Origin of the sequence: Alistipes onderdonkii (assembly GCF_025145285.1) — a bacterium.
Taxonomy (GTDB): Bacteria; Bacteroidota; Bacteroidia; order Bacteroidales; family Rikenellaceae; genus Alistipes; species Alistipes onderdonkii.
In genome coordinates this window covers 1,205,565-1,229,921 of sequence record NZ_CP102251.1, presented here as the reverse complement: position 1 = coordinate 1,229,921, position 24,357 = coordinate 1,205,565, and the positions used below count along the sequence as shown (strand labels likewise).

Annotated in this window: 30 protein-coding genes; 23 read left to right on the top strand and 7 right to left on the bottom strand. The window is 59.0% G+C overall.

The window, feature by feature from the left end; translation table 11 throughout:
• Position 1 precedes the first annotated feature (1 nt).
• From rpsN to rplQ, 16 genes are all read left to right on the top strand, one after another.
• The gene (rpsN, locus tag NQ559_RS05200) at positions 2 to 298 is read left to right on the top strand and encodes a 30S ribosomal protein S14 (RefSeq protein ID WP_022332123.1); all 297 of its coding nucleotides are present in this window, start codon (positions 2 to 4) and stop codon (positions 296 to 298) included.
• A gap of 759 nt (positions 299 to 1,057) precedes the next feature.
• Positions 1,058 to 1,456, top strand: a complete 399-nt coding sequence (gene rpsH, locus NQ559_RS05195; RefSeq protein ID WP_022332125.1) for a 30S ribosomal protein S8 — start codon at positions 1,058 to 1,060, stop codon at positions 1,454 to 1,456.
• A gap of 24 nt (positions 1,457 to 1,480) precedes the next feature.
• A complete protein-coding gene (gene rplF / locus NQ559_RS05190) occupies positions 1,481 to 2,068 on the top strand; it encodes a 50S ribosomal protein L6 (protein ID WP_022332126.1) in 588 nt (195 codons plus the stop codon).
• A gap of 16 nt (positions 2,069 to 2,084) precedes the next feature.
• A complete protein-coding gene (gene rplR / locus NQ559_RS05185; protein WP_022332127.1) occupies positions 2,085 to 2,447 on the top strand; it encodes a 50S ribosomal protein L18 in 363 nt (120 codons plus the stop codon).
• A gap of 6 nt (positions 2,448 to 2,453) precedes the next feature.
• The gene (gene rpsE, locus NQ559_RS05180) at positions 2,454 to 2,972 is read left to right on the top strand and encodes a 30S ribosomal protein S5 (RefSeq protein WP_018696455.1); all 519 of its coding nucleotides are present in this window, start codon (positions 2,454 to 2,456) and stop codon (positions 2,970 to 2,972) included.
• A 14-nt stretch (positions 2,973 to 2,986) separates the two neighbouring features.
• Positions 2,987 to 3,226 (top strand): 50S ribosomal protein L30, encoded by a 240-nt coding sequence (gene rpmD / locus NQ559_RS05175; protein ID WP_022332128.1) that lies wholly within the window; start codon positions 2,987 to 2,989, stop codon positions 3,224 to 3,226.
• A 28-nt stretch (positions 3,227 to 3,254) separates the two neighbouring features.
• The gene (gene rplO, locus NQ559_RS05170; protein ID WP_018696453.1) at positions 3,255 to 3,701 is read left to right on the top strand and encodes a 50S ribosomal protein L15; all 447 of its coding nucleotides are present in this window, start codon (positions 3,255 to 3,257) and stop codon (positions 3,699 to 3,701) included.
• A gap of 21 nt (positions 3,702 to 3,722) precedes the next feature.
• Positions 3,723 to 5,099: a preprotein translocase subunit SecY gene (gene secY, locus NQ559_RS05165; RefSeq protein WP_018696452.1), complete on the top strand. Its 1,377-nt coding sequence runs from the start codon at positions 3,723 to 3,725 to the stop codon at positions 5,097 to 5,099.
• A gap of 32 nt (positions 5,100 to 5,131) precedes the next feature.
• The gene (gene map, locus NQ559_RS05160) at positions 5,132 to 5,908 is read left to right on the top strand and encodes a type I methionyl aminopeptidase (protein ID WP_018696451.1); all 777 of its coding nucleotides are present in this window, start codon (positions 5,132 to 5,134) and stop codon (positions 5,906 to 5,908) included.
• A gap of 6 nt (positions 5,909 to 5,914) precedes the next feature.
• On the top strand, positions 5,915 to 6,133 hold the full coding sequence (gene infA / locus NQ559_RS05155; protein WP_009597667.1) for a translation initiation factor IF-1: 219 nt from the start codon (positions 5,915 to 5,917) through the stop codon (positions 6,131 to 6,133).
• A 20-nt stretch (positions 6,134 to 6,153) separates the two neighbouring features.
• Positions 6,154 to 6,270 carry a type B 50S ribosomal protein L36 gene (ykgO, locus tag NQ559_RS05150; protein ID WP_010262443.1) on the top strand — a complete coding sequence of 39 codons (117 nt, stop codon included), beginning with the start codon at positions 6,154 to 6,156 and terminating at the stop codon, positions 6,268 to 6,270.
• Between the two features lie 37 nt (positions 6,271 to 6,307).
• Positions 6,308 to 6,688 carry a 30S ribosomal protein S13 gene (gene rpsM / locus NQ559_RS05145; RefSeq protein WP_018696450.1) on the top strand — a complete coding sequence of 127 codons (381 nt, stop codon included), beginning with the start codon at positions 6,308 to 6,310 and terminating at the stop codon, positions 6,686 to 6,688.
• A gap of 13 nt (positions 6,689 to 6,701) precedes the next feature.
• On the top strand, positions 6,702 to 7,091 hold the full coding sequence (rpsK, locus tag NQ559_RS05140) for a 30S ribosomal protein S11 (RefSeq protein ID WP_009597689.1): 390 nt from the start codon (positions 6,702 to 6,704) through the stop codon (positions 7,089 to 7,091).
• 49 nt (positions 7,092 to 7,140) lie between these two features.
• A complete protein-coding gene (rpsD, locus tag NQ559_RS05135; RefSeq protein ID WP_018696449.1) occupies positions 7,141 to 7,749 on the top strand; it encodes a 30S ribosomal protein S4 in 609 nt (202 codons plus the stop codon).
• Between the two features lie 23 nt (positions 7,750 to 7,772).
• Positions 7,773 to 8,765 (top strand): DNA-directed RNA polymerase subunit alpha, encoded by a 993-nt coding sequence (locus NQ559_RS05130; protein WP_026318482.1) that lies wholly within the window; start codon positions 7,773 to 7,775, stop codon positions 8,763 to 8,765.
• Between the two features lie 2 nt (positions 8,766 to 8,767).
• Positions 8,768 to 9,373 (top strand): 50S ribosomal protein L17, encoded by a 606-nt coding sequence (gene rplQ, locus NQ559_RS05125; protein WP_026318481.1) that lies wholly within the window; start codon positions 8,768 to 8,770, stop codon positions 9,371 to 9,373.
• Positions 9,374 to 9,772: 399 nt separating this feature from the next.
• On the opposite strand, the gene tpiA is transcribed toward rplQ, so the two are convergent.
• The 7 genes from tpiA to NQ559_RS05090 form a co-directional block, all read right to left on the bottom strand.
• Complete coding sequence (gene tpiA, locus NQ559_RS05120) at positions 9,773 to 10,531, bottom strand: triose-phosphate isomerase (RefSeq protein WP_026318480.1); 759 nt, start codon at positions 10,529 to 10,531, stop codon at positions 9,773 to 9,775.
• A gap of 38 nt (positions 10,532 to 10,569) precedes the next feature.
• Positions 10,570 to 12,291: a lysine--tRNA ligase gene (lysS, locus tag NQ559_RS05115; protein ID WP_018696445.1), complete on the bottom strand. Its 1,722-nt coding sequence runs from the start codon at positions 12,289 to 12,291 to the stop codon at positions 10,570 to 10,572.
• A gap of 66 nt (positions 12,292 to 12,357) precedes the next feature.
• Positions 12,358 to 13,017, bottom strand: a complete 660-nt coding sequence (locus NQ559_RS05110) for a phosphatase PAP2 family protein (protein WP_018696444.1) — start codon at positions 13,015 to 13,017, stop codon at positions 12,358 to 12,360.
• Positions 13,018 to 13,173: 156 nt separating this feature from the next.
• Complete coding sequence (locus NQ559_RS05105) at positions 13,174 to 14,679, bottom strand: MBOAT family O-acyltransferase (RefSeq protein WP_018696443.1); 1,506 nt, start codon at positions 14,677 to 14,679, stop codon at positions 13,174 to 13,176.
• Positions 14,676 to 16,283: an SGNH/GDSL hydrolase family protein gene (locus tag NQ559_RS05100; protein ID WP_018696442.1), complete on the bottom strand. Its 1,608-nt coding sequence runs from the start codon at positions 16,281 to 16,283 to the stop codon at positions 14,676 to 14,678. Before NQ559_RS05100 ends, NQ559_RS05105 begins: the two co-directional genes overlap by 4 nt.
• Positions 16,284 to 16,290: 7 nt before the next feature.
• On the bottom strand, positions 16,291 to 17,058 hold the full coding sequence (locus NQ559_RS05095; protein ID WP_022332138.1) for a zinc metallopeptidase: 768 nt from the start codon (positions 17,056 to 17,058) through the stop codon (positions 16,291 to 16,293).
• Positions 17,059 to 17,064: 6 nt separating this feature from the next.
• Positions 17,065 to 17,811, bottom strand: coding sequence for an SDR family NAD(P)-dependent oxidoreductase (locus NQ559_RS05090; protein WP_026318479.1), 747 nt, complete (start codon positions 17,809 to 17,811; stop codon positions 17,065 to 17,067).
• A gap of 220 nt (positions 17,812 to 18,031) precedes the next feature.
• Between NQ559_RS05090 and NQ559_RS05085 the strand changes: the two genes are divergently transcribed.
• The 7 genes from NQ559_RS05085 to NQ559_RS05055 all read left to right on the top strand — a co-directional run bounded on the left by NQ559_RS05085 (position 18,032) and on the right by NQ559_RS05055 (position 24,266).
• Positions 18,032 to 19,276 carry an ABC transporter permease gene (locus NQ559_RS05085; RefSeq protein WP_018696439.1) on the top strand — a complete coding sequence of 415 codons (1,245 nt, stop codon included), beginning with the start codon at positions 18,032 to 18,034 and terminating at the stop codon, positions 19,274 to 19,276.
• A 2-nt stretch (positions 19,277 to 19,278) separates the two neighbouring features.
• On the top strand, positions 19,279 to 19,995 hold the full coding sequence (gene ubiE, locus NQ559_RS05080; protein ID WP_026318478.1) for a bifunctional demethylmenaquinone methyltransferase/2-methoxy-6-polyprenyl-1,4-benzoquinol methylase UbiE: 717 nt from the start codon (positions 19,279 to 19,281) through the stop codon (positions 19,993 to 19,995).
• Entirely contained in the window at positions 19,992 to 20,501 is a 510-nt protein-coding gene (locus NQ559_RS05075) for a hypothetical protein (RefSeq protein WP_032134876.1), read from the top strand. The genes ubiE and NQ559_RS05075 overlap by 4 nt, the downstream gene beginning before the upstream one ends.
• A complete protein-coding gene (locus NQ559_RS05070; protein WP_018696436.1) occupies positions 20,501 to 20,971 on the top strand; it encodes a hypothetical protein in 471 nt (156 codons plus the stop codon). Before NQ559_RS05075 ends, NQ559_RS05070 begins: the two co-directional genes overlap by 1 nt.
• Before the next feature lie 178 nt (positions 20,972 to 21,149).
• On the top strand, positions 21,150 to 21,401 hold the full coding sequence (locus NQ559_RS05065; protein ID WP_026318477.1) for a hypothetical protein: 252 nt from the start codon (positions 21,150 to 21,152) through the stop codon (positions 21,399 to 21,401).
• 249 nt (positions 21,402 to 21,650) lie between these two features.
• Positions 21,651 to 23,441, top strand: a complete 1,791-nt coding sequence (locus NQ559_RS05060) for a CotH kinase family protein (RefSeq protein ID WP_018696434.1) — start codon at positions 21,651 to 21,653, stop codon at positions 23,439 to 23,441.
• A 213-nt stretch (positions 23,442 to 23,654) separates the two neighbouring features.
• The gene (locus tag NQ559_RS05055; protein ID WP_018696433.1) at positions 23,655 to 24,266 is read left to right on the top strand and encodes a flavodoxin family protein; all 612 of its coding nucleotides are present in this window, start codon (positions 23,655 to 23,657) and stop codon (positions 24,264 to 24,266) included.
• Positions 24,267 to 24,357 lie beyond the last annotated feature (91 nt).

Sequence of the window (24,357 nt, the reverse complement as noted above, 5' to 3'; positions counted from 1 at the left end):
TATGGCAAAAGAGTCAATGAAGGCACGCGAGGTAAAACGCGTGAAACTCGCAAACCGCTATGCTCACAAGCGCGAGGAGATTGCTGCCAAGGTGAAGAGCGGTGAGATGGATCACGAGGAGGCTTGGATCGCACTGTCGAAACTGCCCCGCAACTCGAACCCCATCCGCCAGCACAACCGCTGCAAGATCACGGGCCGTCCCAAAGGCTACATCCGCCTGTTCGGCATCAGCCGTATCCAGTTCCGCGAGATGGCTTCGAAGGGCCTGATTCCCGGCGTGAAGAAAGCAAGCTGGTAATATTTTCGGATGCCGGGAATCCCGGTATCCGAAAATCCGTTTTTCTGCCGGGAGGCGAGTCCGTGGCCGCAGGGCTGCGGCCGGCGCAGGAGGTGCGGGTGCGCCGACCTGCGCGGCGGCGGAGAATCCCGGAAACGAGTCTGGATGCTGAGGGCGTATGCCCGTGGGAAAAGGCCGGACAGGAGCAGTTCCTGTACCGGGCGGTGAAATGCCGGGACGATGGTGCGGCCGCCGGGCTGCCTGCCGTTCCCTCTTTCCGAAGGAATCGGGGCTTATATGGGTGCAGAACCCGAGTAGTTACGTCGCAATGTCGAGGAAAGTGCCGCCGCAAGCGGTAACTTCTCGGCGGCGGGGCGGAAATCGAGGGGTTAGGCATTTGGTTACAAATTTCTCGACCGAAGGGCCGGGGAGGGGTATCGCCGATTGCGGCGGCTCTCTTCCGAAGGGTCATCGGCAGCATTGCCGAACGGGGATTTGTACGGGTTATGTTAGCAACGCATCCGTGCTAACATTGTCCGTATTCCGGGGCCGGGGCCTAAAAACGCCGAAAACAGGGCGTTAGCTTGGTTTTTTGAGAAATTATACGTATATTTGCGCGCTTTATACCCCGGGCGTAACCCCCGTGCGAAGGGCGCGAAGGCGCTGGGAATGAGGCGCAAAACAATGAAACATCCGAGGCGGCGGTGAATCCGGGTGGATTCCAAGGTGCTGAAGAACAAATAATTAACTTATTACTTTAATTTTTAACTTCTATTCGTTATGACTGATCCTATTGCGGACTTTCTGACCAGAATTAGAAACGCAGTGAAAGCCAACCACAAGGTGGTTGAAGCTCCTGGCTCAAAAATTAAGCAGGAAATCACTAAGATTCTTTACGAGCAGGGTTACATCCTCGCTTACAAATTCGACACCGACGAGAAAGGTCACCCGTCGATCAAAATCGCGCTCAAGTGGGACGCTGCCACCAAGGGCAACGCCATCAAAGACCTGAAGCGCGTGAGCCGTCCCGGCCTTCGCCAGTATGTCTCGGTGGGGGATATGCCCCGCGTGCTGAACGGCCTGGGCATCGCTATCCTGTCGACTTCGAAAGGCATCATGACCGACGCCAAGGCCCGCAAGGAAAACGTGGGCGGCGAGGTGCTGTGCTACATCTACTAACGGAAATTTTTAAACGCAAGAACAATGTCAAGAATTGGTAAATTACCTGTAAACCTGCCCGCCGGCGTTACCGTAGAGGTTTCGGCCGACAATGTGGTAAGCGTGAAAGGGCCACTCGGGACGCTGAGCCAGAAAGTTGACTCGGACATCAAGGTAGAGGTCGGCACGCACAAGGACGTTCACACGGGCAACGAGGCTCCCGCCGTGCTCGTATCGCGTCCTACCAACCAGCCCCGCCACCGTTCGCTGCACGGCCTGTACCGTGCGCTGATCAACAACATGGTCGTCGGTGTGTCGAAGGGTTATGAAATCAAACAGGAGCTCGTGGGCGTCGGTTTCAAGGCCGAAGTCAAGGGCCAGATCCTCGAAATGAGCCTCGGTTATTCGCACGATACGCATTTCATGCTTCCCAAGGAGGTTACCGCTACGGCCGTGACGGAGAAGAAGGGCAACCCGATCGTAACGCTGAAGAGCATGGACAAGCAGCTCGTCGGCCAGGTCGCTGCCAAGATCCGTTCGCTGCGCAAGCCGGAGCCGTACAAGGGCAAGGGTATCAAGTTCGTCGGCGAACAGCTGCGTCGCAAGGCGGGTAAATCAGCAGGTGCTAAATAGTAAATAGTTTAGAGTTATGTCACTGAACAAGATAGAAAGAAGAGAGAGGATCAAGATGCGTATCCGCAAGATCGTGAGCGGTACGCCCGAACAGCCTCGCATGACTGTATATCGTAGCAACAAGCAGATCTACGTGCAGTTTATTGATGACCTCGCAGGTGTGACCCTGGCCACGGCATCCTCGCTGGACAAGGAGGTGGCGGAAGCCGCCGCCGGCAAGAACAAGTGCGACGTGGCCGCCCTGGTGGGTAAACTGGCCGCCGAGCGCGCTGCCGCCAAAGGCATTTCTACCGTAGCGTTCGACCGCAACGGCTACCTGTATCACGGAAGAGTTAAACAGCTGGCCGAAGCAGCACGCGAAGGCGGTCTTAAATTCTAAGCGATTATGTCAAATACCAACATAAAGAAAGTACGCACCAGCGACCTCGAGCTTAAGGACAGACTCGTAAGCATTCAGCGTGTTACCAAGGTAACCAAGGGAGGTCGCACATTCAGTTTCTCGGCCATTGTCGTCGTAGGTAACGAGGACGGTGTCGTGGGCTACGGCCTGGGCAAGGCTTCGGAGGTTCAGTCGGCCATCGCCAAGGGCGTGGAGGACGCAAAGAAGAACCTGGTGAAGATCCCCGTTATCAACGGTACGATTCCCCATAAGCAGGAGCTCCGTTACGGCGGTTCGCTCGTCATGATCCGCCCGGCCGCCCCCGGTACGGGTATCATCGCCGGCGGTGCCATGCGTGCCGTGCTGGAGTCGGTGGGCGTGAAGAACGTGCTTGCCAAGAGCAAGGGTTCGTCGAACCCCCACAACCTGGTGAAGGCAACCATCGGCGCCCTGTGCGAACTGCGTGATGCACACAGCATCGCCCGTCTGCGCGGCATCTCGATGGACAAGGTGTTTAACGGTTAATTTTGTAGAGACAAATGGCAAGATTGAAAATCACCCAGGTCAAAAGCCGCATCGGCGCTACCGAGCGCCAGTGCAAGAACCTCGACGCGCTGGGGCTGAAGAAGATCAACGCGAGCGTCGAGCACGACGACTCGGCGATCATCAAGGGTATGATCGAGCGCGTGAAGCACCTCGTCAAAGTAGAGGAGGTAGCCGTAAAGAAGGCTGCAGCACCCAAGGCCAAGAAAGCCGAAGCTGCCGAGGCCGCAGAATAAGTTTAACAGCTAAGAAGTAATTTTTACGATGGAACTCAATAATCTCAAACCTGCAAAGGGTTCAACGCACCACGACAAGCGAATCGGTCGCGGTGCAGGTTCGGGTCACGGTGGCACGGCCACGCGTGGCCATAAGGGTGCGCAGTCGCGCTCGGGTTACTCGCGTAAACTGGGCTTCGAGGGCGGTCAGATGCCTCTTCAGCGTCGTCTTCCCAAGTTCGGTTTCACCAACCTGAAGCGCGTCGAATTCAAGGCTATCAACCTCTCGACGCTCGAGGAGCTGGCAGCCAAGAAGTCGCTCTCCGAGATCACGGTCGACACGCTCGTGGCCGCAGGTTTCATCTCGTCGAACGACAAGGTGAAAATCCTCGGTAACGGTGCGGTTACCAAGGCGCTGAGCGTAAAGGCTCACGCATTCTCGAAGAGCGCCGAGGCGGCTATCGTGGCAGCCGGCGGCAGCGTCGAAAAACTGTAAGAACCCTAGAAACCGAAAATTATGAATCAGTATCTCGTTGTTGGTATCGTCTTTTTAGTGGTAATCGCTCTTTTGGCGACCAACAAGAAATTGGTTGAAACGCTCAAGAATATCTACAAGATCGAGGAGCTGCGCAAACGTGTGATCTACACGATCGGGCTGCTGCTGGTCTACCGCTTGGGTAGTTTCGTGGTGATTCCGGGTATCAACCCCAACGCCCTGGGCGAGGGGTCGGCGCTTGCCAGCCAGCTCGACGGCAACGGACTTCTGGGTCTGTTGAACGTCTTTTCCGGCGGTGCATTCGGCAATGCGGCCATCTTTGCACTCGGAGTCATGCCGTACATCACCGCCTCCATCATCATCCAGCTCATGGGTATGATGATCCCGTATTTCCAGAAGATGCAGAAGGAAGGTGAAAGCGGCCGCCGCAAAATGAATCAGTGGACGCGCTTCCTTACCATCGGCGTGCTGATCCTCCAGGGCCCGGCGTACATCGCCAACCTGTACCATCAGGTGCCCTCTGCATTCGTTTACGGCAACTCGTTCGGCTTCGTAGCCTATGCGACGACGATCCTCATCGCCGGTACCATGTTCATTATGTGGCTCGGCGAGAAGATCACGGACAAGGGTATCGGCAACGGTATCTCGCTGATAATCATGATCGGTATCGTGGCCCGTCTGCCCCACGCCCTGTTGGCCGAGGTCAACGCGCGTTTCCAGACCGCCAGCGGTAGCGCCATCATGCTTATCCTCGAGCTGGTGTTGCTGTTCCTGGTCTTCATGGCTACGATCGCCCTGGTACAGGCTGTCCGCAAGGTGCCTGTACAGTATGCAAAGCGTATCGTCGGTAACAAACAGTACGGCGGTGTACGTCAGTACATCCCCCTGAAGATGAATGCTGCGAATGTGATGCCCATCATCTTCGCGCAGGCTCTGATGTTTATCCCGGCGTTGTTCTCCGGTACGGCCTTCGCAGCTGCTTTCAGCTCGATGACCGGTTTCTGGTACAACTTCACGCTTGCAGTGCTGGTAATCGCGTTCACCTACTTCTACACCGCGATTATCATCAACCCCCAAATGATGGCCGATGACATGAAGCGAAACGGCGGCTTTATCCCGGGTGTGAAACCGGGTAAGCAGACCGTGAACTACATCGACACCATCATGACGCGTATCACGCTCCCCGGCTCGTTCTTCCTGGCCATCGTGGCGATCCTGCCCGCGCTGGCGATGAAGTTCCTGGGCATCCAGCAGGCGTTCGCCTACTTCTACGGAGGTACGTCGCTGCTGATCATGGTCGGCGTGGTGCTCGACACTCTGAAGCAGATCGAGAGCTACCTGCTGATGCGTCATTACGATGGTCTGATGAAGACCGGACGTATCCAGGGTCGTCATTAGGAGTTTTTCCCGAAGAGTTCTTAACGAAGAGAATGATATATTTAAAGACAGGCGAGGAGATAGAGCTGCTCCGCGAGAACAACATCCTGGTGTCGAAGACACTGGCGGAAGTGGGTCGCCACATCCGGCCGGGTGTCACCACCAAGTTTTTGGACTCGGTTGCCGAGGATTTTATCCGCGCACACGGAGCAGTTCCCGCCTTCCTCGGGTATCAGGGATTTCCCGCTTCGTTGTGTATATCGGTAAACGAACAGGTAGTTCACGGTATCCCATCCTCGAAATGCGTCCTCAGAGAGGGCGACATCGTTTCGGTCGATTGCGGTACGTTTATGAAGGGGTTTGTTGGTGATTCGGCGTATACGTTCGCCGTTGGAGAGGTTGCCGGGGAAGTTAGGCAGCTGATGGAGGTCACCAAAGAGGCTCTTTATAAAGGTACGGCACAGGCTAAGGCCGGCAACCGCGTAGGCGACGTGTCGGCAGCCGTGCAAGAGTACGCCGAAAGTTTCGGCTACGGTGTGGTGCGGGAATTGGAAGGACATGGGTTGGGTCGGAAAATGCACGAAGACCCCGGTGTCCCCAATTACGGAGCACGCGGCAGGGGGCCGCTCCTCAAGGAAGGAATGGTCATCTGTATCGAGCCCATGATAAATATGGGTACCAAAGCGGTGGTTTTTGAAAGGGATGGCTGGACAGTCCGCACGCGCGACCATAAACCCGCGGCGCACTACGAGTTCGCCGTTGCGGTTCGTAAGGACGGGCCCGACGTGCTGACGGACTTTAGTATCATCGAACAGGCAATAAACAAGTAAGACTCTATGGCAAAACAGGCTGCTATTGAAAGGGACGGTACGATTATCGAAGCCTTGTCCAACGCGATGTTCCGCGTCGAGCTGGACAACGGCCACGTGCTCACCGCCCACATCTCGGGGAAGATGCGTATGCACTACATCAAGATCCTTCCCGGAGATAAGGTAAAAGTGGAGATGACGCCCTATGACCTGACGAAGGGGCGTATATCTTTCCGGTACAAATAACATTAGATTGCTTGAAAATCATGAAAGTAAAAGCATCCATCAAGAAAAGAAGCGAGGATTGCAAGATTGTGAAGCGTAAGGGGAAACTCTACGTCATTTGCAAGAAGAATCCCAAGTTTAAAATGCGCCAAGGGTAATGTTTAAACGGTTTAGTAAAAAAGAAAAAGATTTTATATGGCACGTATAGTCGGTGTAGATTTACCAAAAAATAAAAGGGGCGAGATCGGCCTGACCTATATCTACGGTATCGGTCGTTCGACGGCCCGCAAGATTCTCGAGGTCGCTGGCATCAGCTACGACCTCAAAGTCCAGGATTGGTCGGACGACCAGGTCGGTGCGATCCGTTCGACGATCGCTGACCTGGGTATCAAAGTCGAGGGCGAATGCCGTTCGGCCGTCCAGCTCAACATCAAGCGTCTGATGGATATCGGCTGCTACCGCGGCATCCGTCACCGCCTGGGTCTTCCCGTTCGCGGTCAGTCGACCAAGAACAACGCACGTACCCGTAAGGGCCGCAAGAAGACTGTCGCAAACAAGAAAAAGGCAACAAAGTAATCTTTAGAGAATTATGGCAAAGAAAACTGGAACAGTTAAGAAAAAGGTTGTTAAGGTCGGTGCCGTTGGCAATGCCTACGTTCACTCCACTTTCAACAACGTAATCATCACCATCACCAACGAGGTGGGTGACGTCATCAGCTGGTCGTCGGCCGGTAAGATGGGTTTCCGTGGTTCGAAGAAGAATACTCCGTATGCAGCACAGACCGCTTCGGCCGACTGCGCAAAGGTCGCTTACGACATGGGCCTGCGCAAGGTGAAAGTGTATGTCAAGGGCCCGGGCGCCGGACGTGAGTCGGCCGTGCGCACCATCCACGGCGCCGGTATCGAGGTGATGGAGATCATCGACGTTACGCCGCTGCCGCATAACGGTTGCCGTGCTCCTAACCGCCGCCGCGTATAATTTGCGTCGTGGTAAGGAATATTTCTAAGGTTTTAAAAAAGTCAAAACAATGGGAAAATACATAGGACCAAAATCGAAGATCGCCAGAAAGTTCGGCGAAGCTATTTACGGGGCGGACAAGGTGCTTGAGAAACGCAACTTTCCTCCCGGACAGCACGGTCTGGCGCGCAAGCGCAAGAAGGTGTCGGAGTACGGCACGCAGTTGAGCGAGAAGCAGAAGGCAAAGTATACGTACGGCCTGCTCGAAAAGCAGTTCGCACGCACCTACGACCAGGCTGCGCGTATGGGCGGTATCACGGGCGAGAACCTGCTGAAGCTGCTCGAATGCCGCCTGGACAATGTTGTTTACCGCTTGGGTATCGCCCCGACGCGTGCAGCTGCCCGCCAGCTCGTTTCGCACTGCCACATCTGCGTGAATGGCAGCGTCGTGAACATCCCCTCGTACTCGCTGCGTGCGGGTGACGTGGTGTCCGTTCGCGAGAAGTCGAAGAGCCTGGAAGTGATCTCGGCATCTCTGGCCGGCGGTTCGAAGAGCCGCTATGCTTGGCTTGAGTGGGACAATGCCTCGATGAGCGGCAAGTTCCTGCAGAAGCCTGAGCGCGAGGAGATCCCCGAGAACATCAAGGAGCAGCTCATCGTCGAGTTGTACTCGAAGTAGTAATCAAACAAACTGAATATATTATGGCAATATTAGCATTCCAGAAACCTGAAAAGGTTATTATGCTTGAATCCACTTCGTCGTTCGGGAAATTCGAATTCCGACCGCTGGAGCCCGGATTCGGTATGACTGTCGGTAACGCTTTGCGTCGTATTCTGCTCTCCTCGCTCGAGGGTTACGCGATCACGACTGTCAAGGTAGCCGGTGTCGACCACGAGTTTGCCGCTATCCCCGGCGTGATGGAGGATATGTTGAACATCATCCTCAATCTGAAGCAGGTTCGTTTTATCCGCACAGTCGATAATCAGGATGCCGAGAAGGTTTCCATTAACGTTGCGGGTGTGACGGAGCTGACTGCCGGATATATTTCAAATTACCTTTCGTTCTTCAAGGTGTTGAACCCCGATCTGGTGATCTGCCACCTCGCGCCCGGCACGAAGCTGCAGATGACCCTCACGATCGGTAAGGGGCGCGGTTACGTTTCGGCAGAGGAGAATACCCCCGCCGAGTGCGAGTTCGGCACCCTTCCGATCGACTCGATCTTCACGCCGATCAAGAACGTAAAGTATTCCATCGACAACTACCGTGTCGAGCAGAAGACCGACTACGAGAAGTTGAACCTGGAGATTACTACCGACGGGTCGATTCACCCCAAAGAGGCTCTGAAAGAGGCTGCAAAGATCCTTATCCAGCACTTCATGCTCTTCTCCGACGAGAAGATCACCGTCAACATGGAGGATACCAACGGTACCGAAGAGTTCGATGAGGATGTACTCCACATGCGCCAGCTGCTGAAGACCAAGCTTTCGGATCAGGATCTGAGCGTCCGTGCCCTGAACTGCCTGAAAGCCGCAGATGTGGACACCGTGGGAGACCTCGTGAAGCTCAACCGCAATGACCTGCTGAAGTTCCGCAACTTCGGTAAGAAATCGCTGACGGAGCTCGACGAGCTGCTGACCTCGCTCAACCTGAAGTTCGGTATGGACGTATCAATCTACAAACTTGACAAAGATTAATTATGAGACACAATAAGAATTTCAACCACCTTGGCCGCCAGGCAGGACACCGTAAAGCGTTGATGTCGAATATGGCTTCGTCGCTCATCCTGCACAAGCGTATCGAGACCACCGTTGCCAAAGCCAAGGCCGTTCGCCAGTTCATCGAACCGCTGGTGACCAAGTCGAAGGACGACTCGACGCACTCGCGCCGCATCGTCTTCTCGTACCTCAAGCAGAAAGAGGCCGTAACCGAGTTGTTCCGCACTATCGCTCCGAAGATCGCCGAGCGTCCGGGCGGCTATACTCGCATCCTGAAGACCGGCTTCCGCCTGGGCGATGCTGCCGACATGTGCATCATCGAGTTCGTTGACTTCAACGACGCTTACACGCTGGGCATCGCTCCCGCAGCAGCTGCCGAAGCCAAGCCCAAGACGCGCCGTTCGCGCAAGCCCGCAGCCAAGAAGACCGACGCGGTCGAGGAGGCTACGGTCGTGGAAGGCGAAGCCAAGAAGGCCGCACCGAAAAAGGCTGCCGCTCCGAAGGCTGCAAAACCCGCGGCTCCGAAGGCTGCCAAGGTTGCAGCCCCGAAGGTTGCCAAGAAAACCAACGTAGGCAAGAAGATGTAAATTCGCGTCTGCAGTCAGAAAAAGGGACGCCCCACATCGGGGGCGTCCCTTTTTTTTGTCCGGGATGCCGGGTCTTGCCGTGAGCCCTGCTTTTTGGCCGGGCATCGGTTGCTTGTTTGCCGGGGAGGGCGGTTGCCTGCCGGTTCGGACGGACGACCGGGGCTTTTCGATCCCGTAGTCGACCGGCATCTTTATGTTTTCGACCTTGGGTATCTGTGCCCGGAGGTGCGGGAGTACCGGGCGGAGCAGATAGACTTGGGCAAGGGTGCCCTTATCGGGACTTTCCGCTTTCATGTCCCTCTTCCGGCTTCGTGCGGGCCAATAGTTTTCAAGGAAAGTTTGAAAAAATCCCCGGAACTTGCAACGTTCCGGGGATTCGTTCTGTGTGTCGGAGTCGGTTTATTTTGCGAAGCCTTTGCCGATGCCGAGGAAATCTTCTGCCTTGAGGGCTGCGCCGCCGATCAGGCCGCCGTCGACGTCTTCCTTGGCGAAGAGCTCCGGTGCGTTCGAGGGCTTGCACGAACCACCGTAGAGGATGGCGGTATCCTGTGCTGCTGCGCCGAATTTGGCTGCCAGCACCTGGCGGATGTAAGCGTGGATTTCCTGTGCCTGCTCGGCCGAGGCGGTCTTGCCGGTGCCGATAGCCCATACGGGCTCGTATGCGATCACGAGGTTCTTGTACTCCTCTTCGGTGAGGTTGTAAACCACCTCCTCGATCTGGGCCTTCACCACGTCGAAGTGTTTGCCGGCCTCGCGCTCTTCGAGGTTCTCGCCTACGCAGTAGATCGGGGTCAGGCCGTTGGCGTAAGCCTGCGCCATCTTCTTGTTAAGCGTAGCGGAGGTTTCGCCGTAGTACTGGCGGCGCTCCGAGTGGCCGAGGATCACGTATTTGCAACCCAGCGCCGCGATCATCGATGCGGCGATCTCGCCCGTATAGGCGCCTTTGGCCTCCGTGGCGCAGTCCTGTGCCCCGAGGGCGATGTCCGAACCCTTGAGTGCTTCGGCGACCTGCGAAAGGTGCGTGAAGGGGGGGCACACGATGAAGTTGACGCACGAGCACACCTCGCCGCGGCCGGCTACGATGCCTTTGGCCAGTTCTACACCTTCGGCGGGAAGCGTATTCATCTTCCAGTTGCCGGCAACAATTTTCTTTCTCATTTTCTTAGGTTTTTATTGTTAAAATCCGAATTGTCACGTTATTCCTCGCACCATCTTTTGACCTCTTCGATCGAGGGGGCCTTCAGGCCGAGCTTGTTCTTTTTGTTGAAGCCGCACAGGTCGTTGAAGAACTTGCCCGGGGCGAGTTTCTTCAGTGCCTCGACCGTGATGTAACCCATTTTCTGGATGACGGGCACCCACTCTTCGGGGATGCCGGCGGCGGTGTATTTCTCCACGGGGTCGTTCACGACCTTTTTTTCGGGGCGCATCTGCGGGAAGAAGAGCACGTCCTGGATCGAAGCCTGGTCGGTCATGAACATCGTGAGGCGGTCGATGCCTATGCCCATGCCCGAGCACGACGGCATGCCGTATTCCAGTGCGCGTACGAAATCCATGTCGATGAACATGGCCTCGTCGTCGCCCTTTTCGCTCAGCCGCAGCTGCTCCTGGAAGCGTTCCAGCTGGTCGATCGGGTCGTTGAGCTCCGAGTAGGCGTTGCACAGCTCCTTGCCGTTCACGAACAGTTCGAAACGTTCCGTGAGGTCGGGGTTCGAGCGGTGACGCTTGCATAGCGGCGACATTTCGCGCGGGTAATCGCACACGAACGTGGGCTGGATCAACTCCTCCTCGCAGTACTGCCCGAAGATGGCGTCGATCAGCTTGCCCTTGCCCATCGTGTCGTCGATTTCGACGCCGAGGCGCTTGCAGGCTTCGCGGAGCTGCTCCTCGCTCTGCCCCGTGATGTCGTAGCCCGTTTTCTCGCGGATGGCGTCGGTCATCGTCAGGCGGCGGAACGGTGCCTTGAACGAGATCTGCTTGCCGTCGAGCGTCAGCTCCGTCGTGCCGTTCACGGCCACGGCCACCCGTTCGAGCATCTGCTCGGTGAACTCCATCATCCAGAGGTAGTCCTTGTAGGCCACGTAAATCTCCATGACGGTGAATTCGGGGTTGTGCGTGCGATCCATGCCCTCGTTGCGGAAATTCTTGCCAAACTCGTATACGCCGTCGAATCCGCCGACGATCAGTTTCTTGAGGTACAGCTCACTGGCGATGCGCAGGTACTGGTCGATGTCGAGCGCATTGTGGTGCGTGATGAACGGGCGTGCCGAGGCGCCGCCCGGAATCGGCTGCAGGATCGGGGTCTCCACCTCGACGTAGCCGCGCTCGTTGAAGAACTGGCGCATCGTGGCGACGATCTTGGCGCGCCGGACGAATACGTCGCGCACCTGCGGGTTCACCACCAGGTCGACGTAGCGCTGGCGGTAGCGGACTTCGGGGTCGGTGAAGGCGTCGAACGTCTGGCCGTCCTTGGCCTTGACGACGGGCAGCGGGCGGATCGACTTCGAGAGCACCGTGAACTTGCGGCAGTGCACCGACAGTTCGCCCGTGTTGGTGTGGAACGCGAAGCCCTCGACGCCGATGAAATCGCCGATGTCGAGCAGTTTCTTGAACACCGTGTTGTATAGCGTGGGGTCTCCTTCGGGGCAGACGTCGTCGCGGCGGATGTAGACCTGGATGCGGCCCGTGTGATCCTGCAATTCGAAGAACGAGGCGCTGCCCATGATGCGGCGCGACATGATGCGGCCTGCGATGCGGACGTCCTGGTAGTTGCCTCGGGCCTCGTCGTAGTTGTCGGCGATCTCCCGTGCCGTGGCCGTCACCTCATAGCGGGCGGCGGGATAGGGGTCGATGCCGAGCTCGCGCAGGGCTGCAAGCGACTGCCTCCGGAGCTGTTCCTGTTCACTGAGTTCGATACTCATATCCTGTGTTTTTGAATGTTTGGACTATTGACCGTGCAAAGTTAATAAATTCTGCGCAAATATGCTTCACCGGGGGTGGGTGAATCGTCTGTTCCGGCTCTGTGCCAGCCTGCGGTAGCCCCGCAGGGCGGCGTAGCCCAGTACGGAGCCCACGAGCGTGCCCCATACGAGATCCATCGGGAAATGCTTGCCCAGGTAGATGCGCGAATAGCAGATGACGACGGTGCAGACGACCATCAGGGCGGTGAACCACTTGCGGCGGATTGCGCCGCATGAAAGCACGGCCACCGCGACGATCGTGGCCGCGTGTGCCGAGACGGTGCCGTACATGCCGCTTACGGCCTCGGGCGGGACGTGTACCGCCCAGTCGTGCGGCACTGCCGCACTGCGAAGGGCGCGCAGCGAGTCGGGCGTGATCTCCAGCCCTTCGAGCGTGGGGGTGAACATCGGCCGCGGCCGCGGTTCGAGCTGCGGCAACAAGTCGCCCAGCAGGCCGTTGTGCTTGAAGATGCCCGAGACTATGTCCGACAGCCCCAGGGCGAGGAGCATCAGCACCAGGAAAACCGACATGCCCCGCCAGCCGCTGCGGCGCCATACCAGCCACAGGATCAATGCATAGAGCGGCAGCCACATCGCCGTGCCCGAGACGGTGAGCATTACGCGGTCGAACAGGGGGCCGCCGTCGAAATTGAGGGCCATGAACAGGCCGTGGTCGAAAGTATACATGGGTCGATGGATTTGTCGTAAATGGCTGTGGGTTGTTTTTGCCGCATTGCGGGAAGCCCTCTCTCGGCAGGGGCTTGGGGTGGGGTCAGACTTGCAAACACGGCCGTCGGCCGCGGGAAGAACATACCGGGATGCAAGGCGGCCGTCATACGCATTTTAAAACTGAAAGTATATGAACGGTTGTATGTCGCTCGATTTGATCTGCATCACGCACCAGATCATCGCGGCGGCCATCACGATCTGCAACACCAGCGGGGCGTTGGCTACCAGGCGCTGTGCCGCGCGGTCGACGCAGCCCGGCATGAGGTGGAGCAGGTAGCCCGCACCGATCAGGGCGAAGACACCCGCGTAGCCCGCGATGACCTGCGGGATCATCGGGACGTTGAAGTTGGAGAAGATCTGGTGCAGCATCAGTTCGACGGTCTGCATCGACTCGGCGCGGAACATCAGCCAGCCCAGGCAGACGAGGTTGAACGTGAAGAAGACGCCCGCCGCACGGCTCCACCAGTGCATCTGCGCCCCGGTGGCCTTGGCCCCCGGGACGACGGCCATCCACAGTTTATGCAGCGCCAGCGCTACGCCATGCAGCGTGCCCCAGAGGATGAAACGGATCGCCGCACCGTGCCACAACCCACCCAGCACCATCGTGACGAGCAGGTTGCCGTAGGTGCGCAGTTTGCCTTTGCGGTTGCCGCCCAGCGAGATGTAGAGGTAATCGCGCAGCCACGAGGAGAGCGAGATATGCCACCTGCGCCAGAATTCGGTGATGGTGGCCGACTTGTACGGGGCGTCGAAGTTCTTGGGAAAGCGGAAGCCCAGCAGCAGGGCGATGCCGATCGCCATGTCGGAATAGCCCGAGAAATCGCAGTAGATCTGCAAGGCATAGCCGTAGATGCCCGCCAGGCACTCGAAGCCCGAATAGAGCAGCGGCTCGTCGAAGATGCGGTCGACGAAATTGAGCGAGATGTAGTCCGAAATGATCGCCTTTTTGAAGAGTCCCGTAAGGATCAGGAAGACTCCCGTGCCGAACATTTCGCGCGTCACGACGACCGGGTTGCGGCGGATCTGGGGGATGAAGTCCCGGGCCCGGACGATCGGGCCTGCGACCAGCTGGGGGAAGAACGAGAGATAGAACAGGTAGTCGCACCAGTTGCCGAGCGGTTTGAGCTGCCCGCGGTAGATGTCGATCGTGTAGCTCATCGACTGGAACACGAAGAACGAGATGCCGACCGGCAGGAAGATGTTCTGGAATTGGAGGAACCCCTGCCCGAACATCTGGTTGGCGATGTCGACCAGGAAGTTGGTGTATTTGAAATATCCCAGCATCCCGAGGTTCACCATGACGCTCAGTACGACGAGCCACCGTTTCGCGGCGCGGCTCCGCACGCGGTAGATGCCCTGCGCTATGAGGAAGTCGCTCGTGGCGGCGAAGATGAGCAGCAGGAAATAGATGCCGCTCGATTTGTAGTAGAAATAGAGCGAAAAGAGGATGACATAGACGATGCGGGCCATCGGCGCACGGCGGAAGGCATTGTATATGAGCATGAACCCGGCGAAGAGGAACAGGAACAACCCGCTGCTGAAAATCAGCGGCGAAGAGGCGTCGTACGAGAGCAGCGCCTGCAGTTTTTCCATGATGCCGTCCGTTGCGGGGAGTGTCATTTCCGGGGTGCGTTGAGGTTTTCGATTGCACGGACGGGCAGCATCTCCCGGTCGATCTTCAGCAGCCTGGTGCTGTCGAGTACGGCCTGCTCGGCCTGGCGGCGGATGCGTGCGGCTTCAGCGGCGGCATGGGCTTCGTACGTCCCGGCGTTGATCGCATCGACGAGCGACCAGGCCACGCGGCGCCCGCCGGCGTAGTTGATGTGCGTGTAGTCCTTGCCGGCCCAGCCGTTGGCGACGAACTGTTCCATGCCGCCCAGCGAACGCATGGCATCGCACGTGGGCCAGAATGCCGCGCCCGTGTTTTCCGCAGCCCCGCGCTGGTAGTCGAGCATGTAGGGGATGGCATCCATGGGTTCGAAGCCTGCGTCGGTCTTCACCGAACGGTCGCTCACGCCCAGTACCAGCACGGCCGCCGTGGGGAAGCACTGCTGCACGTAGACGACCATTTTCTCGATCTGTCGGGCGTAGTTGGTGTAGTTGTGTACCCCCGTCTGCATGATGTTGAGCCCGTATTGCAGGATTACCAGGTCGTAACCCGCGTGGGCGTTGATCTGCGCATTGACCGACGGGTTTGTCCAGAACATCGCCTGCCCGTTGTTGCTGCGCACCGAGTAGTTGTCGACCACGACGCCGTCGGCTTCGAAGACGGCGCCGTAGCCGATGAACCCTTCCGTCCCGGAGTTCACCTTGAATGCCAGCGAACGGATATGGGGCGCCGTGACCGTGACCTGCCGGACGGCGGCGGCTCCTTCGACCTCGAATTCGCGGCGGAGCGAATCGTTGAGCGTCAGTTCGATGCGGCTGTCGCCGGGGCTGATGAAGAACACCCGTGCCGCGGTGCAGGAGTCGAGCCGCTGCCGGTAGTCGGTGTTTTCCCACCGCGTGGAGGCGCCCTCCGAGGGCTGGCACACCCAGCCCGAGACGAAGAAGTGCCCGCGCAGGTTCTGGGGCGCCGCTTTGCGCTGCATGATGTTGTATGCCGTCCAGCCTTTCGACTGGGTTTTGATCGTGCGCCGGAAGGCCGTCAGGGGCGATGCCATCGGGGCGAAGCCCGCGCCGCCCCCGCCGTAGGCCTGTTGCAGTTTCTCGCGCAGGTCGGCCGTGAGGATGTCGCCTTCGATGAACGAGTCGCCCAGTACGGCGATGCGCACCGGACGGCGGGCATAGAGCAGCGTGTCGTAGAATGCCCTGAGACGTCCCGAATCGGCCGGGGCGAACTGCTCGATCGCCACGAGCGCCGGGTTGAGCCGCACCGTGTCGGGGACTACCGCCCTGCGGCCGGAGCTGTCCTGTCGCAGCAGCCATTCGAAGGTGGTTTGCACGGGGCGGGGCGCTGTGTCCGCTTCGATGCGCTCGGCCTCGATGCGCCGGGCGACCTGTGCCATGTCGACGTGGAAATCGTCCTCGTCGAAGAGCGCCGGTTCGGCGGCTTCCGCCGCGGCGTCCTCGAACGACAGGATGTCCGACAGGATGTTGGCCCGGCGGAGCTTGACGCCGCCGAGGCTTTGCGGGGGGATAAAACTCACGGCCCCAAGCACTGCGATCAGCGCCAGGGCCGCGATCCATCCCCGGTGGGAGTAGTCTTTTTCGGGGGTATTCATCGGCCGTTTAGTCGCGTCGTCCGAGGATCAGGAAGACGTAGTAAAGCACCGAGGCGATGGCGCTGAGGGCTGCTACGAGGTAGGTGCGCGCTGCCCACGAGAGGGCTTCCCGGGCTTGTGCGAGCTGTGCGCCCTGCATCGTGCGGCTGACCTGCAGCCATTCCAGCGCGCGTGCCGAGGCGTTGTATTCGACGGGAAGCGTCACCAGCGAGAAGACCGCCGACATGGCGATCAGCCCCACGCCGATCCAGCACAGCAGTTCGTTCTGCGTCGTGGCGAGGATCACCAGTCCGAGGATGATGACCCACGTGGCGGCGGTCGAGGAGAACTGCACGATGGGTACCAGCTGCGAGCGCAGCGTCAGGGGGGCGTAGCCCCGGGCATGTTGCACGGCGTGCCCGCACTCGTGCGCCGCCACGGCTGCCGCTGCGACGCTCGTCGACGAATAGACGCTGTCGCTCAGGTTGACGGTCATCGTCTGCGGGTTGAAGTGGTCGGTCAGGTTGCCGCCCACGTGCGTCACTTTGACGTTATGGATGTTGTTGTCGCGGAGCATCTTCTCGGCCACCTCGGCGCCCGTGAGGCCGCCGGGGAACTGCACCTTCGAATATTTGCGGAATACCGATTGCAGGCGTGCCTGCACGGCGTAGCCGGCGATACCGATGACGATGATCAGGACGAACATTCCCATCGTCGCCGCCGAATAGTGTGCCGCACCGGAGGCCGGTTCGGCGTAGTATCCTGCCTGGAGCAGGGTGAAAAGCATGTGTGTCATAGTCATTTAGTTTTTTCTGTGTGTGTAATATGCGCCCGCCTGCTGCGAGGGCATCAGTACCATTTCATTAACGGTCATATGGGCCGGTAATTGTGCCGCCCATGCGATCGCCTCGGCGATGTCATCGCCGGTGAGCGGCTCGACGCCGTCGTAAACCCGGTCGGCGCGCTCCTTGTCGCCGTGGAAGCGCACCTCGGAGAACTCTGTCTCGACCATGCCTGGACGGATCTCCGTCACCTTGATGCCGCTGGCGAGCAGGTCGGCGCGCATGGCCTGCGAGATGGCGTGCACGGCGTGCTTCGAAGCGCAGTATACGGCGCCGTTCTCGTAGGGTTCCGTGCCGGCGATCGACCCGATGTTGAAGACGTGCCCGCCGCCTGCGGCCACCATCTTGGGGGTGATGACGCGCGTGACATAGAGCAGCCCCTTGACGTTGGTGTCGATCATGGCGTCCCAGTCGGCCGTGTCCCCCTTGTCGATGTGTTCGAGCCCGGCCGCAAGCCCGGCGTTGTTGACCAGCAGGTCGACGCGCCCGAGCGGTTCGAGATTGCGGCGCACGGCCTCTTCGCTGCGGACGTCGAACGTGAGCGTCGTGCAGCGGCCGCCTGCCGCCTCGATTTCGCGGCGGAGCGATTCGAGCCTTTCGCTACGCCGTCCCGTCGCTATGATGTCGTAGCCTTCCGCCGCGAGCCGGAGCGCCGTGGCGCGTCCGATGCCCGATGTGGCCCCTGTGACCAAAGCCTGTTTTTTCATCCGAATAACGTGAATATGTTTGTGTCGCCCCATGTCGGAAGCCGTCCCTCGGGGGGCGGTTTGCCCCCGGCTGTTTCCGGAACTGCAGGGTTTCGTGTCCGTACCCCCCCCCGGATCCCGCCTGCACGAAGCGGAGCTTCCAATTTAATTGGGTTATTTCGGACAAAAATACGAAATAATTGTGTTTCTTTGCATAAATTTTCCAGCAAAATCAGCAGCCGTGAACCTCGCCTTTTTCATCGCCCGCCGGACGGCGCAGCACACCCCGGATAACAAACCCGGGGTGATGGAGCGTATCGCCGTGATTTCCGTGGCGTTGAGCGTGGCGGTAATGATCCTGGCCATGGCCGTGATCATGGGGTTCAAGCACGAGGTGGCACGCAAGGTAACGGCCTTTGTGGCGCATGCCGTCGTGACCGACGTGCGGGGTGTCGGGACGCTCGATTCGGAGCCCGTGCACCGCAGCGCCCGCACCGAAGGGCTGATCCGCTCGACCCGGGGATTCGCTTCGATGGCTCCGTACGCCGTCAAGGGCGGCATCGTCCGTACGGCCGACGCCGTGGGAGAGGTGATGCTCAAGGGGGTGGATACGGCCTACGACTGGTCGGCCTTCCGCGGATGGCTCGTCGACGGGGATTTGCCCCGCGTGGGGGATTCGATCCGCACGAAGGACATCCTGCTTTCGCGCAGCCTGGCCGACCGGCTGATGCTCGGCGTGGGCGACCGCGTGGAGATGCTCTTCGTCGAGGCCGGCGACACGCCGCGCCGCGACCGGTTCAAGGTGGCGGGGATTTACTCGTCGGGGATGGACGAGATGGACAACACGGTCATCCTGACCGATCTGCGCAACGTGCAGCGCCTCTCGGACTGGGCGCCGGACGAGATTTCGGGATACGAGGTCTTTACCGACGACCTGGCCGGGGCGGACGATTTCGCCCGCAGGCTGGGGCATACGCTCCTCTACGACGAGGACGACGCCACGGCGAACCTGGCCGTCACGAGCGTGACGGAACTTTATGCCAGCATCTTCGACTGGCTCAAGGCGCACGACGTGAATGCCGCCGTGATAATCGTCATCATGCTCGTGGTGGCTTTTTTCAACATGACCTCGGCGCTGCTGATCCTCGTGCTCGAACGCACGCGGATGATCGGCCTGCTCAAGGCCTTCGGCATGCGCAACGGCCAGCTGCGGCAGGTGTTCCTGTGGCGGGCGTCGTTCATCACCCTGCGCGGCCTGGCGTGGGGGAATGCCGTGGGGCTGGGGCTGTGCTTCGTGCAGCGGTATTTCCATGTCGTGCGGCTCAGTTCCGAGGGGTACCTGCTCTCCGAAGTCCCTATTTCGCTGGGGTGGGGCTGGTGGCTGGCGCTGAATGCCGGTGCCGTGGCGGCGATCGTCGCGCTGCTCGTGGTGCCGACCTATATAGTATCGACCGTGAAACCCGACGAATCAATCCGTTACGAATGACCGTGAAACCCTATAACACCGGACAGACCAAGAAGGAGGAGGTGCGCGAAATGTTCGACAACTTAGCACCCAAATACGACCTGCTGAACCATACGCTCTCGATGAACATCGACCGCATCTGGCGCCGCCGCGTGGTGCGCATCGTGCGCCGCAGCCGCCCGCACCGTATCCTGGACGTGGCGACCGGTACGGGCGACCTGGCGATCGAGATGGCACGCCGCATACGGGACGTGCATGTGCTGGGCGTCGACCTCTCGGAAAAGATGCTCGACGTGGCGCGCTGCAAGGTCGCCGCCCGCGGCCTCGACGAGCGGGTCGTGCTCGATGTGGGCGACGCGGAGCACCTGCGAGTCTCGGACGCTTCGGTCGACGTGGTGACCGTAGCGTTCGGCGTGCGCAACTTCGGCGACCTGGAGGCCGGCCTGCGCGAGATGGCCCGCACAATAAAACCCGGGGGCAAGGTCGTTATACTGGAGTTCTCGCGTCCCCGCAACCGGCTGTTCCGGGTGCTGTACGAGTTCTATACCTATAAGATACTGCCGCGCATCGGCGGCATGGTGTCGAAGGATAAGCGTGCCTACGAATACCTGCCTGCCTCGGTCGGGGAGTTCCCTGCGCCCGCGGAGTTCATGTCCATGATGGAGCGGGCGGGGTTCCGCGGCTGCCGGGCCCGGAGCCAGAGTTTCGGGATCGCGCAGATATATACCGGCCAGCGATGAGGAAATGGTTATACTGCATATTGCTCACGGCGATGGTGCTGCCGATGGTTTCGTGCCGCCGGGCGGTCGAGAAGGCCCGGCGCAATATCCGTCTGGAAGCGGTCGAAAAGGTCGAACGCAAGGGGATGGGCGGCGCCGAGGCCGTAGTGCGCGTGAAGAACGGCACGGGGTACAAACTGGTGCTGGAGCGTGCGAAGGTCGATCTCTTCTACGCCGGGAGCCGCGTGATGAGCATCACCCTCCACGGCCGTGTCGAGGTGCCGCGCCGGACGACCGGCAGTTTCACGTCGCTGTGGCGCGTGAGGACTACCGACCCGATGGCCTATTACGTGATGGTGAAAAAAATCCGCGAGGACGATATTTCGCAGGTCGCCGTTTCGTTTGCGGTCGAGGGGCGCGGGGGGCCGGCTTCGGTAAAAAATTCGGAAGAGATGGTGCCGTTGTCGGAATTTTTGAATATCTTTGGGCTGTCCTTGCAGGACGTGAAAAACTATCTGGACGAGTAATGCGCAGACTGACGACTTTCATAGCGGTGATTTTCGCCGCAGCGGCTTTCGCTCCGCTGCGGGCGCAGTCGCTCGATGCCTTCAAGGAGCGCCTGGCCGCCCCGGTGGTCTCCGACGCTGCGTTCGGCACGGCCAGGGTCACCGTCACCGAGTACGGCGATGCGGAGAAGGCCGTCGACGACGCTTCGCGCGTGGGGCAGCGCCTGCGGCTGCGCGGTTACAGGGTCTGCATCTTCTTCGATAACGGGCAGGATGCCCGCGCCGGGGCCTTTGCCGCGGAAGCCCTCTTCAAGGAGACCTATCCCGGGATCATGGTATACCCGGTGTACGAGAATCCCTATTTCAAGGTCGCGGTGGGAAACTGCCTGACGGCCGAGGAGGCCATCATCCTGAAAGGCAAGATAGCATCGACTTTCCCCAAGGCCTTCGTCAAGAGCGAGGAGTTCTCCATGGCAGACCTTTTGAACTGAAAAGTTGAATTCCCTTCTTCGTTTTCTGCGCCTGGCATAGTCTGCAGGCAGCCGCTGTCCCGGCTTGTCGAAAACATGCGAACACCTTGAAAATATTGAAATTTTTTATTTGCAATATTCTTGCGAATATATATCTTTGCGACGTTACGGAATAACTAATTATTAAACCTTTGACGCTATGAAAAAGATCTTTTCCTTTATTGTCGTAATGGCTGCCGTTGCAATGGTAAGCTGCTGCGGTAATTCGAACAAGAAGGCTGCCCAGGGCGAGGCTGCCGCCGTTGCGACCGAAGCTTCGGCTTGTGCCGGCTGCGACGCGAAGTGCGATGCCGAGGCATGTGACTCGTCCAAATCCTGCTGTGCCGAGAAGTGCGATTCGACCAAGTCGTGCTGCGCCGAGAAAGCCGAAGGAGCGTGCTGCAACAAATAATTTTGTCGGGCATGAGAGTGAGGGAGATTCTTGCGGGAATCCCCTTTTTTTGTGCCCGGTTTTCCCGTCCCGGCCGGAACCCTGCGAAAGGACGGCAGTGCCTTGCAACCGCTTCTGACGACAGGCGGCTGCGGCTTGTTTATTATTTCTGACATGGGATCGTGTTTTTTCATAATTATGGTTATATTTGTGTAATTTTGATTTTTACGGGTTTTAATTGTGCGTCGGCTTAATCTCAAATTTAGAATTATGAAAAAACTGATCGGCATCGTCGCCGCGCTGGCGGTGTTTTTCGCCCAACAGGCGTGCAGCGAGGGCGACGACCCCGCTCCCGGAATACGGTTATCTACGGAAACCCTTGATTTCCCGGCCGGGAAATCGACCCTCGACCTGGTGGTTTCCAGCCCGCAGCAATGGCGCCTCCGGGTCAGTGCCGAGTGGTGCTACGTGCTGGGCGCGGATGTCCTGAACGAGCCGTGCGAGGGAAAGACCTTCAGGGTCGGCGTGGATGGCAACAACGCCCTCAAGGGGCGCGAGGCGCTAATCACGTTGACGGGGGCGGACGGGACGGTGAAAACCGTTACGGTGACGCAGGGGGCCGCGGAAGAACTCTCGCCCGTCATCAAGTCGTTCCGGTTCCTGACGGCGGCGAATGCGGCGAAATTGCCGCAGGATGTGGTGCTGGAGGTCGGTGACGGCATTATTTCCGGCAGGACTTCATTCGTGGTGGAGAACAAGGTGCTCGTCCCCGAGTTCGAATTCGAAGGCGAGGGGGTTTATATGGGGTCGCAGGAGATCGCCAGCGGAGAAACCGAGGTGGATTTTTCGGGCCCGGTCGTGCTGACGGTCAGGAACAAAGGCGGCGAGGAGCGGGAATACAGGGTCAGCCTGGTCAGCTTCACGGGGCTGCCCGTGGTTTATATCGACACCGGCGGAATACCGGTCGTCTCGAAGGAGGAATATGTGGCCGCGTCGCTTAAAGTCGTGGATAACAACGGGCTCCGTCCGCCGGGCGTTTTCAGGGGCGATGTCAATATCAAAGGGCGCGGGAACAGTACGTGGGGCATGCCGAAGAAACCTTACCGGCTGAAATTCGACAAGAAACAGTCCCTGTTGGGCGAACCCAAGGACAAGTCGTGGGTGCTGCTGGCCAACTATATGGACAACGCCTGCGGGATACGCAATGCGACGGCCTATGCGATCGGCCGCCTGAGCTGTCTGGAGTTTACGCCGACGACCCATTTCGTCGATGTTTTCCTCAATGACCGTTACAACGGCACCTACCAGCTTTGCGAGCACATGAAGATCTCCGAAGACCGGGTGAACGTGACCGACGAGGGATACCTGCTCGAGGCCGACCAGCTCGACCGCCTGGATCCGGACGACGTTTATTTCCGCACGGAGCGTATCCTGATGAATATCAAAGACCCCGATGTGGAGCCCGGGAGCCCGCAATACGAATGGATCAGGAATTACGTCAACGAAGCGGAGAATGCCCTCTACGGTGCGGATTTCGCCGATCCCGAAACGGGGTATGCCAAGTACCTGAACGTCGATACGTATGTGGACTGGTACGTGATCAGCGAGATCACCAAGACCAACGACGCGTCGCTCTATACGAGCTGCTATATGAATATCGCGCCCGGCGGGAAGCTGAACATGGGGCCGATCTGGGATTTCGACATCTGCATGGGCAATACGAAGTGGAACGGTACGGACGGGCGCGGCCCCGAAGGGTACTGGAACCGCGAATCGCCGTGGTTCGAGCGGATGCTGCAGGATCCGGCCTTCGTGCGGAAAGTCAAGGAACGCATCGGCTATTTCAAGTCCAACCTCGCCGTCATCCTGGCGCAGGTGGACGGCGAGGCCGCCTATGCCGAGGCTTCGGTCGTCGAAGATAACCGGCTGTGGCATAACCTGAAACCGGAGGGAGCGGCGGACAGCGAGGTGAAAACCGCGTTCCGGCAGGAGGTTCGGGCGATGAAGGAGTGGCTGACGGCGCGCCTCGACTGGCTCGACCGGGCCTCTTTCCAGGATTAGGGCAACGGACAGGGCGGCACAGGATGCCGCCCTGTTTTTCCCGGGGCATCCCGGCTGCGGATTGCTGCCTGTGGAGCTCCTCCCCTCCCGATGCGCAGGGTGCGATATGCCGGGCGCATTCCGGGCGGGGAATCCCCTCCGGCAGGGAACATGCAGCGGTGTAAGTTATGCCAAAAAAAAAACTATCTTTGCATGGACACAAACATTACCACTATGAACGTATTGCTTATAAACGGCAGCCCCCACAGGGAGGGGAACACTTTTATCGCCTTGTCCGAGGTTGCCCGGACGCTCGAAGCCCAAGGCATCGGGACGGAGATCGTCCACATCGGGACGAGGGCCATGCAGGGTTGTATCGCCTGCGGGAAATGTGCGGAACTGGGGCATTGCGTCTTTTCCGATGCCGTGTATACCGCCGTGCGGGAGAAGCTTGCCGAGGCCGACGGCCTTGTGGTCGGCTCGCCGGTCTATTATGCTGGGCCGAACGGTTCGCTTTGCGCGCTGCTCGACCGCGTGTTTTATTCGTGCGGCCGCGATCTGGCCTACAAGCCTGCCGCTGCCGTGGCTGTCTGCCGCCGTGGCGGGGCGAGCGCGACGTTCGACCGCCTGAACAAGTATTTTACGATTTCGAATATGCCCGTCGTGCCGTCGCAGTATTGGAACAGCGTACACGGACGGGTGCCGGGCGAGGCGCACGAAGATGCCGAAGGCTTGCAGACGATGCGGGTGCTGGCGAGGAACATGGCGCAACTGCTGAAGGCCGGCGTCGGCCCCCGTCTGGCCCCGGAACCCGAAGAACGGGTGTGGACGCATTTCATCCGCTGACCGCCGCGGGGCTGGATTTCAGGATGGAGCAGAGTGCACAGAAAAGGGAATTGGCAACGACCGTTAGTCGTTGCCAATTCCCTTTTTTATG

Bases quoted from the DNA above. Each gene is read 5' to 3' on its own strand.
- NQ559_RS05105 (WP_018696443.1), bottom strand. From the start codon at position 14,679: ATGACACTCCCCGCAACGGACGGCATCATGGAAAAACTGCAGGCGCTG.
- NQ559_RS05090 (WP_026318479.1), bottom strand. From the start codon at position 17,811: ATGAAAAAACAGGCTTTGGTCACAGGGGCCACATCGGGCATCGGACGC.
- rpsE (WP_018696455.1), top strand. From the start codon at position 2,454: ATGTCAAATACCAACATAAAGAAAGTACGCACCAGCGACCTCGAGCTT.
- lysS (WP_018696445.1), bottom strand. From the start codon at position 12,291: ATGAGTATCGAACTCAGTGAACAGGAACAGCTCCGGAGGCAGTCGCTT.
- NQ559_RS05075 (WP_032134876.1), top strand. From the start codon at position 19,992: ATGAGGAAATGGTTATACTGCATATTGCTCACGGCGATGGTGCTGCCG.
- rpsD (WP_018696449.1), top strand. From the start codon at position 7,141: ATGGGAAAATACATAGGACCAAAATCGAAGATCGCCAGAAAGTTCGGC.
- rplF (WP_022332126.1), top strand. From the start codon at position 1,481: ATGTCAAGAATTGGTAAATTACCTGTAAACCTGCCCGCCGGCGTTACC.
- infA (WP_009597667.1), top strand. From the start codon at position 5,915: ATGGCAAAACAGGCTGCTATTGAAAGGGACGGTACGATTATCGAAGCC.
- ykgO (WP_010262443.1), top strand. From the start codon at position 6,154: ATGAAAGTAAAAGCATCCATCAAGAAAAGAAGCGAGGATTGCAAGATT.
- rplO (WP_018696453.1), top strand. From the start codon at position 3,255: ATGGAACTCAATAATCTCAAACCTGCAAAGGGTTCAACGCACCACGAC.
- NQ559_RS05130 (WP_026318482.1), top strand. From the start codon at position 7,773: ATGGCAATATTAGCATTCCAGAAACCTGAAAAGGTTATTATGCTTGAA.
- NQ559_RS05060 (WP_018696434.1), top strand. From the start codon at position 21,651: ATGAAAAAACTGATCGGCATCGTCGCCGCGCTGGCGGTGTTTTTCGCC.
- tpiA (WP_026318480.1), bottom strand. From the start codon at position 10,531: ATGAGAAAGAAAATTGTTGCCGGCAACTGGAAGATGAATACGCTTCCC.
- rpsK (WP_009597689.1), top strand. From the start codon at position 6,702: ATGGCAAAGAAAACTGGAACAGTTAAGAAAAAGGTTGTTAAGGTCGGT.
- rpsM (WP_018696450.1), top strand. From the start codon at position 6,308: ATGGCACGTATAGTCGGTGTAGATTTACCAAAAAATAAAAGGGGCGAG.
- NQ559_RS05065 (WP_026318477.1), top strand. From the start codon at position 21,150: ATGAAAAAGATCTTTTCCTTTATTGTCGTAATGGCTGCCGTTGCAATG.
- rplR (WP_022332127.1), top strand. From the start codon at position 2,085: ATGTCACTGAACAAGATAGAAAGAAGAGAGAGGATCAAGATGCGTATC.
- rpmD (WP_022332128.1), top strand. From the start codon at position 2,987: ATGGCAAGATTGAAAATCACCCAGGTCAAAAGCCGCATCGGCGCTACC.
- rplQ (WP_026318481.1), top strand. From the start codon at position 8,768: ATGAGACACAATAAGAATTTCAACCACCTTGGCCGCCAGGCAGGACAC.
- rpsH (WP_022332125.1), top strand. From the start codon at position 1,058: ATGACTGATCCTATTGCGGACTTTCTGACCAGAATTAGAAACGCAGTG.
- NQ559_RS05070 (WP_018696436.1), top strand. From the start codon at position 20,501: ATGCGCAGACTGACGACTTTCATAGCGGTGATTTTCGCCGCAGCGGCT.
- map (WP_018696451.1), top strand. From the start codon at position 5,132: ATGATATATTTAAAGACAGGCGAGGAGATAGAGCTGCTCCGCGAGAAC.
- rpsN (WP_022332123.1), top strand. From the start codon at position 2: ATGGCAAAAGAGTCAATGAAGGCACGCGAGGTAAAACGCGTGAAACTC.
- NQ559_RS05100 (WP_018696442.1), bottom strand. From the start codon at position 16,283: ATGAATACCCCCGAAAAAGACTACTCCCACCGGGGATGGATCGCGGCC.
- NQ559_RS05110 (WP_018696444.1), bottom strand. From the start codon at position 13,017: ATGTATACTTTCGACCACGGCCTGTTCATGGCCCTCAATTTCGACGGC.
- NQ559_RS05055 (WP_018696433.1), top strand. From the start codon at position 23,655: ATGAACGTATTGCTTATAAACGGCAGCCCCCACAGGGAGGGGAACACT.
- secY (WP_018696452.1), top strand. From the start codon at position 3,723: ATGAATCAGTATCTCGTTGTTGGTATCGTCTTTTTAGTGGTAATCGCT.
- NQ559_RS05095 (WP_022332138.1), bottom strand. From the start codon at position 17,058: ATGACACACATGCTTTTCACCCTGCTCCAGGCAGGATACTACGCCGAA.